Source organism: Hydrotalea sp. (assembly GCF_049968455.1).
GTDB lineage: Bacteria > Bacteroidota > Bacteroidia > Chitinophagales > Chitinophagaceae > Hydrotalea.
Genome location: NZ_JBMFQT010000016.1, coordinates 18,025 through 33,288, shown reverse-complemented (window position 1 = coordinate 33,288; position 15,264 = coordinate 18,025). Strand labels below are relative to the sequence as shown.

The following is a 15,264-nucleotide window of genomic DNA, read 5'->3' as shown; positions in this document are numbered from 1 at the left end:
ACATGGCTGCCAATAATTTTTTTTCAAAATGCTGGAAATGGACCAAACGAGTGGTACTGTTTCTTTTTCTTTCTTCCTTATTGTATGTTATTGTTTGTAAATGGATAATGCCACCAATAACCCTTACCCAAATTAGCAACGCCTTCAGCTATGGTTTAAAGCGAGATTATGTTTCATGGAATAATATTTCCTACAATGCTAAGTTAGCTGCCATAGCCAGTGAAGACCAATCATTCCCTGATCATAATGGATTTGATTGGGATGCCATTCAAAAAAGTCTGCATCCCAAAAAAAACAAAAAAAGCCGTATTCCTTTGGGTGGTGCCGCCAGCACCATATCTCAACAAACAGCTAAAAATGTTTTTTTATGGCAGGGTAGTGGTCTCACAAAATACCTGCGCAAAGGGCTTGAGTTTTATTTTACTTTCTTAATTGAAAAAATTTGGGGTAAGCAACGCATTTTAGATGTGTATTTAAATACCATTGAAATGGGGCCCGGCATTTTTGGTATTGAAGCGGCAGCTCAGCAATATTTTCATAAACCGGCAAAAAATCTATCACGTGCTGAGGCCGCCATGATCATTGCCTGCTTGCCTAATCCCAAAAAGTTTACCGTAGTACCCATGAGCGGACGTGTTGCCTGGCGTTACCCGCAAATTGTACAACAAATGCGAAATATAGAAGATGATGAAGATATTCAGAAAATTATTGGCAATAACCACTAACGGTTAGTCAATTGTGTAAGTTTATTTTTTTAACAGCTCCTCTACTGCTTTAATGGCAATGGCTGTACGTTGGTCATAATTGCCCGATATCAATTGCCAGGGTGTAGTTTGATTAGCCAATACATCGGTATAAATAGCCATTAACTCTTTTCTGGGCGTTTCATCGGGATATTCTCTTAATGCATCTCTAACCCATTCCACATCAATATTGCATAACAAGTATAAGTCATACTTTCTTGCTACAATATTTTCCAAAATAAATTGACTGCACTTGCCAAATACATATTCACTCCACACTTTCATTACATACATATCTGTATCAATGAATAAACAACAAGGTTTCGGATTTAAATTTTCAACTTCCTGTGCAGTCTTATCTTCTAACGCCAATTGGCCGGCAGCAATTTTTTCCAAATCATCATAATTATATTTTGGCCCCTTTGTTTCTAAATACTCTCTGGCATATTCCGGTACCCATAAGGTATTAAAATGTTGCGCTAAGTTTTTACATAGGGTGGTTTTGCCTGTGCTTTCAGGACCTAAAACCACTATTTTTTTAATGTTTGTATGCTCCAAGCCGGTTTTGTTTTCAGAACTTTATTAAATATGTTACAATCTTTATCGTGTGCGCCAGGCAAATAGCCAATACTCATTAAAAACTCATTCACAATTTCTCCGCCGGTAAATTTAAAATGCTGCTTAAATAACAACACCCATGCTTGTTTTGTTTTGGGATGGTGTATATCGAGCCAATTTTTAAATGAGCCGTATTGTTTTTGTAACTGCATAATAACATTTGCATTGTGAATGGCAGCATTAACTTTTAAACGATTACGAATAATGCCGGCATCATTCAACAATCTATCAATATCTTTTTGTTGATAGGCAGCAACCTTTTGAATATTAAAATTGTGATAGGCATTTCTAAATGCCGCTTCTTTCTTCAAAATGGTTGTCCAACTTAAACCCGCCTGGTTAATTTCTAACACTAATCTTGCAAACAATTCATTATCATCAGTAATCGGAAACCCATACAGGTTATCATGATAATGCTTATGTAACGTATATCCGTTGGCGTTATTGTCTTCTTTAGCAATAAATGAGCAATAGGATAACATAATTTCAATTCATTTAGGCATGAGATTCTTTGGCTTTTTTCATCCAGCTAATTAAACCCATTATAGCTAAAATTAATAAAACCAAATACTGGAAACTGGTAAATACCAAACCTTTATAAAAATTAAGCGGTATTGAGGCAATATTGGTCAATATCCACCACCACCAGTTTTCTACTTTCTTTTTGTTCATTAAATACATTCCCGTAAATGCTGCAGCTGAAGTAAAGGCATCGGCTTGTGGTACGGTACTGTCTGTAAAATGATGCAACACTAAATAAAGAATTACCCAGCATACTGCAAAGAAACCAATACTTAGCCATTGTTGTGATTTTGTATTATAGCTGATATGCAATACTACTTCATGATTTTTCTTTCTGCTCCACATAATCCAGCCGATAATACTCATTACCGTGTAATAAAAATTAACCGAAGCATCGGCATACAAACCATGCACCACATATAAATAAATATAAATACTGGTGCTAACCATGCCCACCGGATACACCAAAATGTTTTCCCTTCGGGAGAAGAAAACGCTGGCAATACCACAAATGGTGCCAATAAATTCTAATAAAGAAGTTTCCTGAATACCCTGAATAAGTTGGTGCCAGATTTCCGATACATTCACGAAATAGGGAATTATTAATGGCATCAAAGATAGATGGTATTACATTTAGTAACTTGCTTACTCAAAAATTTACAAATATGATTAGAACAGCAACCGCCGTTTGGAATGGCTCCGGTAAAGAAGGCAATGGCCATCTAACCACTCAAAGCACAGTATTAAATCAACATCAGTATTCTTACCACTCACGTTTTGAAAATGGAGTAGGTACCAATCCGGAAGAATTAATTGCTGCTGCGCATGCCGGTTGTTTTACCATGAAGCTTAGCTTTGTTTTAGGTGCCATGGGCTTTACACCCGAAACCTTAGAAACACAATGTGCCATTACATTAGATAACGGCGTAATTTCTCAATCACATTTAACCGTAAAAGGTAAAGTGCCGGGTATTTCTAAAGAACAATTTGATGCAGCCGTAAAAGATGCAGAAACCAACTGTCCGGTTTCAAAAGCATTAAACATGGCCATTAGTTCCGAAGCTACTTTATTGTAATAAAGCATACACCGCAAAACTTGCCAACCAATGTTCGCCGCCATAACTGCCTGATGCAATATGCGGTAAACTTGCATTCATATGTGCTATTGCCGAGCGTTGCAACATTTTTTTGCGAGGATCGTTGTTGGGCAATAATTTGGCTATGCCTTGCATACACCAGCTTCGGCTCAATGCCAACCCGTCTAAATGCACAATGGTTAAATCATTTCTGTCCGATACTACCGGCAGTACGGTTAAATGTTGTAAACCGGCCGGAGTGTAAAATTGATTAAACCATTGTAAAAACTGTGTTTTATTTAAAACACGGCGCATTAAATCGGCTTCTTCTAATGAAGGCGATAAAAAGTCGGTGCCATCGGGCTCCCATAATGCCGGTATTTTTTTGTCGTTTAAAAATAATTTTTTAGCTGCATTAATAAGTGCTTGTTCAAATACGGTATTATGTGCTGCACGGGCATAATCTAATGCCAATACCATTCCAAATGCAGTATTGGGATGCACGCCGGTTCTATTAGGATAAGTTTGTTTGGGCAAAAAACGCATCCAAAGGTTTACCACCGTATCACACAATGGCTCAAGTGTTTTTCTCCAATGAATGGCATCAGGATTATTCCACCCTAATAATTCTTTTTGCAACTGCAATAACCAAGCCCACCCATAAGTTCGTTCAAAACTACTGTTCAATGGTGTATTGAAGTATGCCGCTTCACGAGCAATATTTTCGGGAGTAATGTTTTCATTTAATTTTCTACGAATGATTGTTGCTTCGGGTAAATGCGGAAATTTTTTTAATAATGCCACCAGCATCCAATGGCCATGAACTGTACTGTGCCAATCGAAACAACCGTAAAATGCCGGATGCAATTGTTTAGGCGTTAATAACTGACTACTGTCGCTAATGGCAACATGATTTACTTTGTTTGGATATTCCTGCTGAATACAACGCAAGGGCAATGCTGCCAAATATTTTGCTCCTGTATCGGTAAGTACAAATTGACTGCTATCGGAATTTAAATAGTAAAACTTATGTGCTTGTGCCAACAAGTTTTGTAGCCCTGTAATTCCCAATAATGCCATTAAAACAAACATTCTTTTCATGGTTTGTATTGAATTTGAATACAAGTTAAACGAAGTGGTTGAATTTGTAATTTTATGCAGAAAGGTAATGCTTAAATGGCTATAGTTGGCTTTGTTTATTATTTTTACGTTCATCAACAAATTTTTCCTATTGAAAACATCGCTTACATTTTTACAAAAACTGGCTTATGCATTAATCAGTGTTTGCCTCATTATTCTTTTGCTGTATTATGCACAATCGTTTTTTATTCCATTGGCATTTGCAGCATTGTTTACTTTACTACTGATTAGTGTAGCCAATGTTTTTGAGAAATGGGGTATTTCGCGGGGTATTAGTGCACTTATTGCCGTATTGCTGGCTATATTAGTGGTACTATTTGTATTTTATTTCATCTCATCTCAAATCATTAGTTTTCGCAATGATGTTCCCAAGGTTGCCCAACAGTTGTATATTGCTGTAACCGATTTGGAAAACTGGGCTCAACAGCGCTTTCACATCAGCGACCAACATTTAAAAAAGTTTATTGATTCCATTACTGCTCAATCTATGAGCAGTACATCGGCCATAGTGGGCAGCACCGTTTCAACCTTATCAAATGTTCTGGTGTATTTGGTGCTCATTCCCATTTATACATTTTTGTTTTTATTGTATCGACATATTATTATTGATTTCTTTGTAAAAAGCTTCGGCAATACCCATGCGTTAACCGTTATTAATGTTTTGCACCGTATTCGGTTAATGATTAAAGATTATATTTTTGGTTTATTAATTGAATTGTTAATCGTTGCCATTTTAAATTACATAGGCTTATTGATTGTTGGTGTTCAATATGCTATTTTACTGGCAGTAGTTGCCGCCATCTTAAATTTAATTCCTTATTTGGGTATATATACCGCCACGTTATTTGGCATGTTGGTTACTTACACCAACAATACTCCGTCAGCCGTACTAGGTGTAGCTATTGTAATGATTATTGTACATTTAATAGATAGTAATTTTTTATTACCTAAAGTTGTGGGCTCTAAAGTAAAAATAAATGCTTTGGCAACTATTTTAGGAGTTGTTGTTGGCAGTTTGCTTTGGGGTATTCCGGGCATGTTTTTGGCGTTGCCCATACTAGCGATTTTAAAAATTATATTCGACTCTGTGGAAAGCCTTGAACCTTGGGGCTATTTACTAGGCGATGATAGCGAAACAAAATCTACTAAGTCCGCTAAACGCAAAAATATTTTCAACAAGTTACTTAATAGAAAAAAATAATACAAAAAACAACTCCTCCATATTTTATTTTTCGGTTTTAAACGTTCCTCAGAAAAGCAGGTCTTTATAACAAAATTTATCAGTAACCCTTACAATATGCGGCATTTAAAAATTTTCGTTATTAGCATTGGTATGCTATTTACGTGGTTAACGCAACCCCTGTTTGCACAACAAAAATCAGATAGTACCCACACCCAATCGTATTTCAAAGCTTCATTAGATTACTTAAGCAATGCTGTATATAATGGCCGAAAAGACTCTACGGTGTTGCCTTATATAACACCCACTTTTGGTTATTACAACAAATCAGGTTGGTATGTTAGTGCCAGCGCAGCTTATGCTGCTGCCGCTAATGAAAATAGAATTGATTACTTTTCATTGGATGCCGGCTATAATTTTTCTATTAATAACTTCAGTGGCGATGTGCGAGCCAACAAAACCTTTTATAATGCTCAAAGTACCGCCATTAAAAGCGATATAAAAGGAGGTTTCGGTACGGACTTAAGCTATGACTTTAATTTTTTACAACTGGGAGCCAGTGCCGATGTTATTTTCGATAACAAAACCGACGTAGCTTTCAATACAAATATTGCGCATGCTTTTACCTGGGGACCCGACAAACAACAATGGAACTTAACACCAACCCTGGCGGCGAATTTCAGCAGTTTATATTTTTATGAGGGATACACCAACAGAAGAGTAGGAAAGGCCATTAAGAAAAATAATCCTAATGTAGTATCTGTGAAAGCTGCTACCATTGTTCCTAATCCGGGAGTAACATTATTAGACTATGAAGCATCCATGCCTTTAACTTATGATGCCAAAAAATGGGGCTTTGCCATTACACCCACTTATGCCATTCCCGTAAATAAAATTGAAACAACAACCACCGCAACTTATACTTTAAAAAACCGATCAACCATTACTACTACAAATAATACCACACCCGCATCAGAAAAGAACTTGTCAAACTCCTTTTATTTGGAATGTAGCGTTTACCTAAAGTTTTAAAACAAAAACCCTTCTTCAGTATCAGCCGAAGAAGGGAAAAACTATAAAAAATGAAAAACTATTCAGCTTCTGCTACTACTTCTTTTACTTCCGGAATCATGCGTTTCATCATACCTTCTATGCCCGCCTTTAAGGTAATCATTGAAGAGGGGCAACCACTGCAACTTCCTTGCAACATTAAATTAACCACCCCTTCTTTATAGCTGCGGAATTGAATGGCACCTCCATCCATTTCAACAGCAGGTTTCACATAATTCTCCAATAATTCTTTAATGCGTTTTACCACATCATCATCATCAGCCGCAACAACATTGCCGGCTTCTTGCTTAATTTGGGCAACTTCTTCCTCATTTACAATAGGACCCCCGTTTTCCAAATAATCTTTTAAAAATTGTTTTATGGTTGGAATTACGTCTTGCCAATCACCTGTTTCCGCTGTTTTGGTTAAGGTTACAAAATTGCTGGCAATAAATACACTTTTAATAAAAGGAAAACTAAACAACTCCTTCGCTAATGGCGAAGGGCCGGCACTGCGCTCGTCCTGAAAATCAATGCTTTTTCCGGGATATAATAATTTATTGGCCACAAACTTCATGGTTTCCGGATTGGGCGTCATTTCAGTATAAATACTAACAATGGTATTGCCGGTTTTTATCATAACACTTCAATTTATAAATTCAAGTACAAAATTACTAAAATATTGCGGATGCAGCATGCTAAAATAGAAATACCCCTGGTTTTTTCGGCTATCGAAAATGCTTAGATACTACTTTTCAAAAATTGAACTTACTTTTAATACACGGGATTGCTTTGTACCTAACGATTATGATTTTGAACAAGTTTTCTAAAGCATTTCAGGCAACCCATATTTCTATTTTGGCTGAGCCTAATGCATTTCTAACAAAATTTTTCCCTTTTGGTTGCCGCTTTCATAGGCTTGAATAGCTTCCATAAACTGCGTAAAAGGAAATTTTTCTGACACCGGCAATTGAAATCCGGGCTGCTGTAAGTTTTCTATTAAATAAGTTTGCATTTCCTTTTGCTCATTTTCCAATAAGGTTTGCAACCAGGCATCTACTCCAAAGCCCATGAGAGATAAATTTTTAAAAACAATGGTAGCATTATACAATTGCGCGGGCTGATTATCTAACAACCCATATATCAATACCTTACCAAATGGCGCAACAGTAGGTAATAATTGTGTTAGCAGGTTGCCGCCTACTGCATCGAACAATGCATTAACACCTTTATTTTGAGTGATGGATAAAATTGTATTGGTCAGCTGCGGATTTGTTGATAATACCACTTCTGTAGCACCTAATGCTTTTAATACTGCTATTTCTTCTTCTTTCCGAACTACCGCAATGGTTGAATATTTTTTTTGTGCAGCTAATTGAATGACAATTTTTGAAAGGGCTGAATTTGCAGCTGTTAACAACAACCAATTTCCCTGTTGTAAGCTCGCTTGCGATAATAGCCCGTATGCAGTAATTGGATTGAGGGAGAACTGGGCAGCTTTTTCTATCGGAAAACCGGGGGGCAATGGAATTACCTTTTTTTCTGGTACCACCACATATTCCGCCCAAACATTTTTATGACGAAAAGCCACTAATGTTTGAGTGGGTGTTAGGGTGTTTTTTCCTTGCTGCATTACTACACCCACACCCTCTAACCCGGCAATTTGCGGTAGGTTGGGCTGCATTCTGTATTTACCGGCAATGAATAATATGTCTGCAGGATTAATGGTAGATGCCAATACTTTAATTGACAACTCTCCTTCCAAAGGCTGCGGCTGAGGCACCTCATGCAATGTTAGTACCGATGTTGCTTTTCCGCTTTGTTCAAATACAATGGCTTTCATTTTCTATTTTTTACGAATTGTAAAAGCCCATTACTGCTGCACAATTCTAATTTTTGCATAATTCAACATAATCTTCTTTTCACCATTGTGCTGAAAGTGAATGGTAGCAATGGGATTATGGGCGCCACCTTCAATTTTTACAATTTTGCCAAAACCAAACTTTTGATGTTCAACAGTTTGACCGGCTTCCATATCGTGTGGATCACTGGGTTCAAAATTGGCAGAAGGTATATGCTCCACCACCTTGGGCGGAGGAGGTGAAGTCGGCATGTATGAGGGTTTGCTGCTTGCTTTTTTGGCAGGGGGTGGGCCGTATTTTTTTTCAGCAGCATCTGCATCGCTATAACCCATGCCCCTTTGCATACGAGCAAAGGCACTACCGTTATTAAAGCCGTTGCCTGCATTATTTCGAGCACCGCCACCCGCATAGGTTTTATCTAATAAACTTTCGGGCATTTCTTCCAAAAAGCGGCTGGGATCATTTTGCACCAAACTGCCAAATCGGTAGCGGGCATTGGCATAACTTAACCAAAGTTTTTCTTTAGCACGTGTTACGGCAACATAAAATAACCGACGTTCTTCTTCCAATTCTTCTCTTGAGTTTATACTCATAGCATTCGGAAATAAGGTTTCTTCAATGCCACCCACAAACACACATTTAAATTCCAACCCTTTGGCCGCATGTATGGTCATTAGTTTTACGGAATCCGCATCGGGATCATTGTCTTTATCTGCATCGGTTAATAAAGTAATTTGCTGCAAATAGCTGCCCAACGATTTATCAACCATTTCGCCATCTTCATTATCGGGCATTTCGGTCCATTCTTTAATACTATTCAGCAATTCCTGTACGTTTTCATAACGGGCCAGGCCTTCTGTGGTTTTATCGTTGAACAATTCTTTTACCAAATTGGTGTGTTTTCCCACCTGTACAGCAACATCGTATGCATTTTTGCTTGCCATAAGGGTTTGAAAATACCGAATCATGGTTACGAAGTTTTGCATGGCTTCTAAAGTTGCTCCTTTAAAACCATTGGCGGCAGCCAATTGCAATACTTCAAACAAAGTAGTATTTTGTTCATTGGCAATAATTACGGCTTTTTCGAGTGATGTTTTTCCAATGCCACGAACAGGGTAATTGATGATACGCTTTAAAGCTTCTTCATCTTTTGTGTTTACAATTAAACGCAAATAAGCAATGTAGTCTTTAATTTCCTTTCTTTGATAGAAGCTTAATCCGCCATAAATTTTATAGGGAATACCCATGCGTCGCAAGCTTTCTTCAAACGAACGGCTTTGAGCATTGGTACGGTACAAAACAGCAAAATCTTTGTTTTCATAATGATTGCGCAATTTCTGTTCCTGAATGGTGTCAGCCACAAATTTGCCTTCATCATTATCCGTCATAGTGCGTACCAGTTTAATTTTTTCACCGGTGGCATTTTCTGTCCATAACAGTTTAGGAATTTGCCCTTTATTATTTTTAATTACCTCATTGGCCACTTTAATAATGGTATCGGTGCTTCGGTAGTTTTGCTCCAGCTTCACCAATTTTACATCATCATAATCTTTTTGAAACTGTAAAATATTTTCAATGGTGGCGCCTCTAAAGCTATAAATACTTTGAGCATCATCGCCCACCACGCAAATATTTTCATGCATTGCGGCCAATAACTTGGTAATTTGATACTGAACAGGATTGGTATCCTGATACTCATCAATCAGTATATACTTAAACTTAGTTTGGTATTTATGTAGGGCATCATGATGCGTTTTTAATAATTCATACATTTTCAACAAAAGGTCATCAAAATCCATTGCCCCATTTTTAAAACAACGAGCCGCATATGCTGCATAAATTTGAGCAATAGCCGGCCTGTTGGCCCGCATATCTTCTTGTTGAATGTAATAATCTGTAGCATATTCAGCCGGGCCCACCAACGCATTTTTAGCGGATGAAATACGGTTGTGTACAATATTGGGCTTATAGTGTTTATCGTCTAAATTCAATTCATTGATCACAGTTTTTAATACAGAGCGACTATCATCCGTATCATAAATAGTGAAGTTAGCCGGGTAGCCTAATTTATGCGCTTCACCGCGTAAAATGCGGGCAAATACACTATGAAAAGTGCCTATGTACAAATTGCGGGCATCATTATTACCTAAAATTTTTTCAACCCGCTCCTTCATTTCTTGTGCCGCTTTATTGGTAAACGTTAAAGCCAAAATATTAAAAGCATCAACGCCATTGGCCATTAAATGGGCAATACGAGTGGTTAATACTTTTGTTTTTCCACTACCGGCACCGGCAATAATTAACAATGGTCCATTGAGGGTAGTAACCGCTTCGCGTTGAGGTTCGTTCAATCCTTTTAAATAATGTGGTTCTGTCATTTGGTTCGTGTTCGGCTTTTTGAAATTGAAGCTTGCAAAAATGGCTTATTGTGCAATTAAGTTTATTCACAAAAGAAGGGTATACTTTCTCCATTTCCGGGCTGCAATATAAAGGCAATGCCGCGTAAAAAGGTAGTATGTGCATATTCTTCTTTTAAAAAATTCAACAACTCATTGGCATTTTTAAAACTATGTTTGTTGTAACTTGCCGTTTATTATGAAACCCCAGTTATTTCTTCCGATTGCTTTTCAGCATTTAGCATCTGCCCCCGATAATATTATAGTTTTAGCCGGCGATATTGGTGGAACCAAAGCAAATATGGCTTTATTTAAAGTAAATGGCAATGGCTTTACTAGCCTAAAAGAACAACGATACTTTAGTAAACATTACCATTCATTTCAGGAGATTTTGAACGATTTTTTAGCCGGACAACCAACCCCTCAAAGGGTATGTTTATCGGTTGCCGGACCCATCATTGAAGGCTCGGTTAAGTTTACCAACTTAAGTTGGGAAATTAATGCAAGAGAAATCAGCAGTTTAATCAACAATTGCCCCGTAGCTATCTTGAACGATTTAGAAGCCACCGCTTACGGATTAGCAGCATTAAAACCGAACGAGGTGCATATTTTACACAAAGGAAAAGATGAAACTCCCGGTAACATTGGTATTTTAGCTGCAGGTACCGGACTGGGTGAGGCCGGAATGTACTTTGATGGGCATGCTTATCACCCTTTTGCAACTGAAGGCGGCCATTGCGACTTTGCGCCCAGAACGCTACAGGATATTGAACTCATGCATTTTTTGTTGGAAAAATATCCTAAACATGTAAGCTGGGAACGTTTATTAAGCGGTTTGGGCATTGAAAATATATGGGACTTTTTAATACAAAAAGAAAAGAAAAATTGTCCTGCTGAAGTAGAAGCAACCATTGTTTCAGCTACAGATAAAGCGGCTGCCATTAGCCATGCTGCAGCTCAGGGAACTTGCCCGGTTTGTATAGAAGCCTTGGCCTTATTCAATCGCTATCTTTCCATTGAAGCAGCCAATTTAATTTTAAAATTCAAGGCTACAGGCGGCTTATACCTGGCCGGTGGCATTGCCCCGAAAGTGCTTCCTTTATTGAAGCCCGAAGTTTGGGATGATACTTTTCAAAACAGTGGGCGTATGCGCCAACTATTAGCTGAGGTTAGCGTTTATATAGTGTTAAACCAACAAGCGCCTTTATTAGGGGCCGGTTATTATGCTTGGTTGGGCATGCAATAATGTATTGTATTTGATATGTTAATGAAAGGTTAATAAAATTACCTATTGGCACTACTTTTTCATGATTTGGATTAGTTTGCAGCCTACAAGAATTTAAAAAGTGCGGTTCGATGATGAAGTTTTGCAAACAATCTATCCAATTTATCCTATTTGCTGTAAACATGTTTACCCTATTCAGCTTTGCGCCGGGTAAAGCATATGGTCCTACTGCCCCTTCTAATAAAAGCAGCGTTACCAAAAGCTCATTCAGCATATACCAAAAATTGGATTTAGCCGCAAAAGGGCTTTCCTACCAAGCATTTGAAGTAGCCTATACCGGTATGCAAGCATTATATGAGGCAGGCAAAATTCAAAATAATCAACTGCTTACCATTGTTGATTTTAGTTTGCCCTCTACCCAAAAAAGATTATTTGTAATTGATGTAATAAAGGGTGCTTTATTGTTCAATACCTATGTAGCACATGGTAAAAATTCAGGTAAGTTAATGGCTACTCGGTTTTCAAATCGCCCCAATAGCTATGAAAGTAGTTTGGGCTTTTATGCAACAGCAAATACTTACAGAGGCAAACATGGTTTTGCGCTTCGATTAAACGGTTTAGAGCCTGACATTAATGATAATGCTTTGAACAGAGGCATTGTAATGCACGCAGCCAATTACGTTAACGAACAATTTATTCGCATGCAAGGCTATTTAGGAAGAAGTGAAGGATGCCCCGCTTTGCCCCCAAAAGTTACTTCAGCTATTATTAGCACAATAAAAGAGGGAAGCTGTTTGTTTATTTATAGTAGTAATCAACAGTATTTGGCACAATCAACCCTTGCACAACCATTGCCGGATAGCCTTGTTCAAAACCCGGAAGTGAATGATGCCAATAGCTTTTAAAGTAGGCGCTTACTCCACTTTTCTATTATCATAAGTACAGCGCATCATACCGCAGGCTTATTAAGGCCTATCGTAACTTAAAACAACTGCAATTCATTCCATACAAACATATTTTTCCACAATTTGTGCAATAAATTTATTCCCCTATTTTTGCCATCCTTATAAAAATTTCTTACTAACAATTATATATTATGTCTGTTATTCAACGCATACGCGACAAAGGTGCCTGGTTTATTTTCGGCATTATTGCATTAGCATTATTGGCGTTTATTTTACAAGATGGTTCTTTTCGCCGGGGCAATTTCTTTTCCAACACAACAGTTATTGGTAAAGTAAATGGCCAAAAAATTGAACGTGCCGATTTTGAAGAGAAGGTGAGCATGTATGGTGGTCGTGGTGCGAATCGCGAACAAGTGATTGCGCAACTTTGGAATAATGAGGTGGCCGGCATTATCATGGAGCAGCAATACAAAAAATTGGGATTAACCGTTACACCGAAAGAAGTGAGCGACATTTTATTTAATCCAGCAACCTCTCCTTTAAAACGTGAATTTACCGACCCAAAAACCGGTATGTTTATGGTGGATGAAGCCAAGGCCGCTTTCGATAGATTAAAAAAATCGAGAAATACTCAGGAGATGGCACAAGTTGAAGAAGCCTATATTAAACCTGCTATTCAACAAGCCTTGCAAGCTAAATACCAGGCTTTATTACAACAAGCCATGTACGTTCCTAAATGGTTAGTGAATAAAACGGAAGAAGATAATAACCTGCTATCGAATGTTTCATACGTTTATGCACCTTATAGCGCCATCCCAGATTCCAGCATCAAAGTGAGCGATGACGAAATCATGGCCTATGCCAACAAACATAAAGACGAATATAAACGCGATGAGGAAACCCGCAATATTGCATTCGTTACTTTTAATGCCGATCCTAGTGCTGCCGACTCTTTGGCTGCTTTCAATGCGGTTTTAGCTAAAAAAGCAGAATTAGCTTCCAATACCAATATCAATACTTTTTTTGCACAAAACACATCCGATTTACCTTACTACGACGGCTATATTTCTAAAAATCAAATACACCAAAAAAGTATTGATTCTATTGCAAAATTACCCGTTAATGGTGTGTTTGGTCCTTATTTAGATGGCAATGAATATGTAATAGCAAAACTAATTGCGGTTAAACAATTACCCGACTCAGCCAAAGTGCGCCATATTTTAGTGGCTACCCATCAGCAAGACCCGCAAACAGGTGTTTTACAGAGAGTAAGAGATGATAGCACAGCTCGTAAAATTATGGACACCGTTGAAATGCAATTAAAAGCCGGTGTACCTTTCGATTCAGTGGCAATGAAATATTCTGACGATGGCAATAAAAATGCCGGCGGTGTTTACGATTATTTTACTACCGGTAGAATGGTGCCTAGTTTTAACGATTTCAGCTTTTTAAACCCAGTTGGTACCAAAGGTGTTATTTCAACAGAGTATGGTTTACACTATGTTGAGGTATTGGGTCAAAAAGGTTCATCGCCTGCTTATAAAATAGCTTATTATGCTAAGCCCATCACCATTAGCAATGAAACCGACGCGGCTGCTGTAAATGCTGCAGCACAATTTGTTTCGCTTAGCAAAAACAAAAAAGATTTTGAAGCTACCGCTGCGAAAATGAATAAAACCATTGCAACAGCTGAAGATATTAAAGAAAACGATTACTCTATTCCTAATTTAGGCGATAGCCGTCAACTAGTTCGTTGGATATACGAGCATAATGTTGGTGACATAGATCAAGAGCCCGTTCGTATTGGTAACAATTATGTGGTTCCTTTAATTACTGCCGATATTAAACCCGGTTTGCCTCCGGCTTCAATTCTTAGACCAATGATTGAACCCATTGTTCGCAATGAAAAGAAAGCCAAAATGTTATTAGATACTAAGTTTAAATCCGGGAGCGACTTAAATGCTTATGCTTCTGCAACAGGCACTCAGGTTCAAAAAGCAGATAGCATTTCTTTCAGTGCACCGTTTATTACCGGCATAGGCAATGATGCTAAGTTTACCGGTGCATCATTTAATAAAGCCTATTTGAATAAAGTTACTCCTCCCATTGCTGGTACTAACGGTGTATTTGTCATTCAAATTAATGCCATTAGCAGCAAAACGGCTACCCCAGATGAGGCTCAGGGCGTTAAACAAACTTTATTGCAATCTCTGCGCATGGCTATTTATCGCGGTATGGATGCATTACGTAAAACTGCCGTTGTTAAAGATTACCGTAGTCAATTCTATTAATCGCTTCAACAAAATCATAGGCAAAGGCCTCCGGATGTATTCCAGAGGCCTTTTTTAACGTATATAGTAAAGCCCTACCGGCAGAATTGGGTATCTTTGCATCATGAATAGTTTGCATATGGACACAGCACCTATTATTAATAAAGTAGCAGAAAGTGGTTTAATTACCTTAGACCCGGCAGATTTTGCGCCGAAACAATCGGTATTGTCATTCGATTTAAAAGACTATTTATTCATGGGGCTTATTTTAAAAGAA

15 protein-coding genes are annotated in these 15,264 nt (G+C 37.9%); 8 read left to right on the top strand and 7 right to left on the bottom strand.

Annotation, left to right across the window (positions count from 1 at the left end; genetic code table 11):
* Nucleotides 1-2 precede the first annotated feature (2 nt).
* Complete coding sequence (gene mtgA / locus ACP5P5_RS11310; RefSeq protein WP_428286220.1) at nt 3-725, top strand: monofunctional biosynthetic peptidoglycan transglycosylase; 723 nt, start codon at nt 3-5, stop codon at nt 723-725.
* A 21-nt stretch (nt 726-746) separates the two neighbouring features.
* Here mtgA and ACP5P5_RS11305 read toward each other — a convergent pair whose 3' ends face one another.
* The 3 genes from ACP5P5_RS11305 to pnuC are packed head-to-tail and all read right to left on the bottom strand — an operon-like array spanning nt 747 to nt 2,471.
* Nucleotides 747-1,301: an AAA family ATPase gene (locus ACP5P5_RS11305; protein WP_428286219.1), complete on the bottom strand. Its 555-nt coding sequence runs from the start codon at nt 1,299-1,301 to the stop codon at nt 747-749.
* Nucleotides 1,274-1,843 (bottom strand): DNA-3-methyladenine glycosylase I, encoded by a 570-nt coding sequence (locus tag ACP5P5_RS11300; RefSeq protein ID WP_428286218.1) that lies wholly within the window; start codon nt 1,841-1,843, stop codon nt 1,274-1,276. The genes ACP5P5_RS11305 and ACP5P5_RS11300 overlap by 28 nt, the downstream gene beginning before the upstream one ends.
* Before the next feature lie 13 nt (nt 1,844-1,856).
* The gene (gene pnuC, locus ACP5P5_RS11295; RefSeq protein ID WP_428286217.1) at nt 1,857-2,471 is read right to left on the bottom strand and encodes a nicotinamide riboside transporter PnuC; all 615 of its coding nucleotides are present in this window, start codon (nt 2,469-2,471) and stop codon (nt 1,857-1,859) included.
* Between the two features lie 77 nt (nt 2,472-2,548).
* On the opposite strand from pnuC, the gene ACP5P5_RS11290 reads away from it, so the two are divergent.
* On the top strand, nt 2,549-2,959 hold the full coding sequence (locus ACP5P5_RS11290; RefSeq protein WP_111295192.1) for an OsmC family protein: 411 nt from the start codon (nt 2,549-2,551) through the stop codon (nt 2,957-2,959).
* Here the strand turns inward: ACP5P5_RS11290 and ACP5P5_RS11285 are convergent.
* Nucleotides 2,951-4,060, bottom strand: coding sequence for a DUF2891 domain-containing protein (locus ACP5P5_RS11285; RefSeq protein WP_428286216.1), 1,110 nt, complete (start codon nt 4,058-4,060; stop codon nt 2,951-2,953). The two genes, ACP5P5_RS11290 and ACP5P5_RS11285, sit on opposite strands and share 9 nt — an antisense overlap.
* Nucleotides 4,061-4,190: 130 nt before the next feature.
* Between ACP5P5_RS11285 and ACP5P5_RS11280 the strand changes: the two genes are divergently transcribed.
* Both ACP5P5_RS11280 and ACP5P5_RS11275 read left to right on the top strand, forming a co-directional pair.
* Complete coding sequence (locus tag ACP5P5_RS11280; protein ID WP_428286215.1) at nt 4,191-5,300, top strand: AI-2E family transporter; 1,110 nt, start codon at nt 4,191-4,193, stop codon at nt 5,298-5,300.
* A gap of 96 nt (nt 5,301-5,396) precedes the next feature.
* Nucleotides 5,397-6,311 carry a hypothetical protein gene (locus ACP5P5_RS11275; protein ID WP_428286214.1) on the top strand — a complete coding sequence of 305 codons (915 nt, stop codon included), beginning with the start codon at nt 5,397-5,399 and terminating at the stop codon, nt 6,309-6,311.
* A 58-nt stretch (nt 6,312-6,369) separates the two neighbouring features.
* On the opposite strand, the gene ACP5P5_RS11270 is transcribed toward ACP5P5_RS11275, so the two are convergent.
* The 3 genes from ACP5P5_RS11270 to ACP5P5_RS11260 form a co-directional block, all read right to left on the bottom strand.
* A complete protein-coding gene (locus tag ACP5P5_RS11270) occupies nt 6,370-6,969 on the bottom strand; it encodes a NifU family protein (RefSeq protein ID WP_428286213.1) in 600 nt (199 codons plus the stop codon).
* A gap of 228 nt (nt 6,970-7,197) precedes the next feature.
* Nucleotides 7,198-8,172: a zinc-dependent alcohol dehydrogenase family protein gene (locus ACP5P5_RS11265; protein ID WP_428286212.1), complete on the bottom strand. Its 975-nt coding sequence runs from the start codon at nt 8,170-8,172 to the stop codon at nt 7,198-7,200.
* 30 nt (nt 8,173-8,202) lie between these two features.
* Nucleotides 8,203-10,569 (bottom strand): ATP-dependent helicase, encoded by a 2,367-nt coding sequence (locus tag ACP5P5_RS11260; protein WP_428286211.1) that lies wholly within the window; start codon nt 10,567-10,569, stop codon nt 8,203-8,205.
* Between the two features lie 217 nt (nt 10,570-10,786).
* Between ACP5P5_RS11260 and glk the strand changes: the two genes are divergently transcribed.
* From glk to ACP5P5_RS11240, 4 genes are all read left to right on the top strand, one after another.
* On the top strand, nt 10,787-11,833 hold the full coding sequence (glk, locus tag ACP5P5_RS11255; protein WP_428286210.1) for a glucokinase: 1,047 nt from the start codon (nt 10,787-10,789) through the stop codon (nt 11,831-11,833).
* 161 nt (nt 11,834-11,994) lie between these two features.
* On the top strand, nt 11,995-12,717 hold the full coding sequence (locus ACP5P5_RS11250) for a murein L,D-transpeptidase catalytic domain family protein (protein WP_428286209.1): 723 nt from the start codon (nt 11,995-11,997) through the stop codon (nt 12,715-12,717).
* 191 nt (nt 12,718-12,908) lie between these two features.
* Complete coding sequence (locus tag ACP5P5_RS11245; protein WP_428286208.1) at nt 12,909-15,008, top strand: peptidylprolyl isomerase; 2,100 nt, start codon at nt 12,909-12,911, stop codon at nt 15,006-15,008.
* Between the two features lie 103 nt (nt 15,009-15,111).
* A partial coding sequence (locus ACP5P5_RS11240; protein WP_428286261.1) for a DUF2480 family protein occupies nt 15,112-15,264 on the top strand: 153 nt, incomplete at its 3' end.

Bases quoted from the DNA above. Each gene is read 5' to 3' on its own strand.
- mtgA (WP_428286220.1), top strand. From the start codon at position 3: ATGGCTGCCAATAATTTTTTTTCAAAATGCTGGAAATGGACCAAACGA.
- ACP5P5_RS11300 (WP_428286218.1), bottom strand. From the start codon at position 1,843: ATGTTATCCTATTGCTCATTTATTGCTAAAGAAGACAATAACGCCAAC.
- ACP5P5_RS11290 (WP_111295192.1), top strand. From the start codon at position 2,549: ATGATTAGAACAGCAACCGCCGTTTGGAATGGCTCCGGTAAAGAAGGC.
- ACP5P5_RS11285 (WP_428286216.1), bottom strand. From the start codon at position 4,060: ATGAAAAGAATGTTTGTTTTAATGGCATTATTGGGAATTACAGGGCTA.
- ACP5P5_RS11275 (WP_428286214.1), top strand. From the start codon at position 5,397: ATGCGGCATTTAAAAATTTTCGTTATTAGCATTGGTATGCTATTTACG.
- ACP5P5_RS11270 (WP_428286213.1), bottom strand. From the start codon at position 6,969: ATGATAAAAACCGGCAATACCATTGTTAGTATTTATACTGAAATGACG.
- ACP5P5_RS11265 (WP_428286212.1), bottom strand. From the start codon at position 8,172: ATGAAAGCCATTGTATTTGAACAAAGCGGAAAAGCAACATCGGTACTA.
- ACP5P5_RS11260 (WP_428286211.1), bottom strand. From the start codon at position 10,569: ATGACAGAACCACATTATTTAAAAGGATTGAACGAACCTCAACGCGAA.
- glk (WP_428286210.1), top strand. From the start codon at position 10,787: ATGAAACCCCAGTTATTTCTTCCGATTGCTTTTCAGCATTTAGCATCT.
- ACP5P5_RS11250 (WP_428286209.1), top strand. From the start codon at position 11,995: ATGTTTACCCTATTCAGCTTTGCGCCGGGTAAAGCATATGGTCCTACT.
- ACP5P5_RS11245 (WP_428286208.1), top strand. From the start codon at position 12,909: ATGTCTGTTATTCAACGCATACGCGACAAAGGTGCCTGGTTTATTTTC.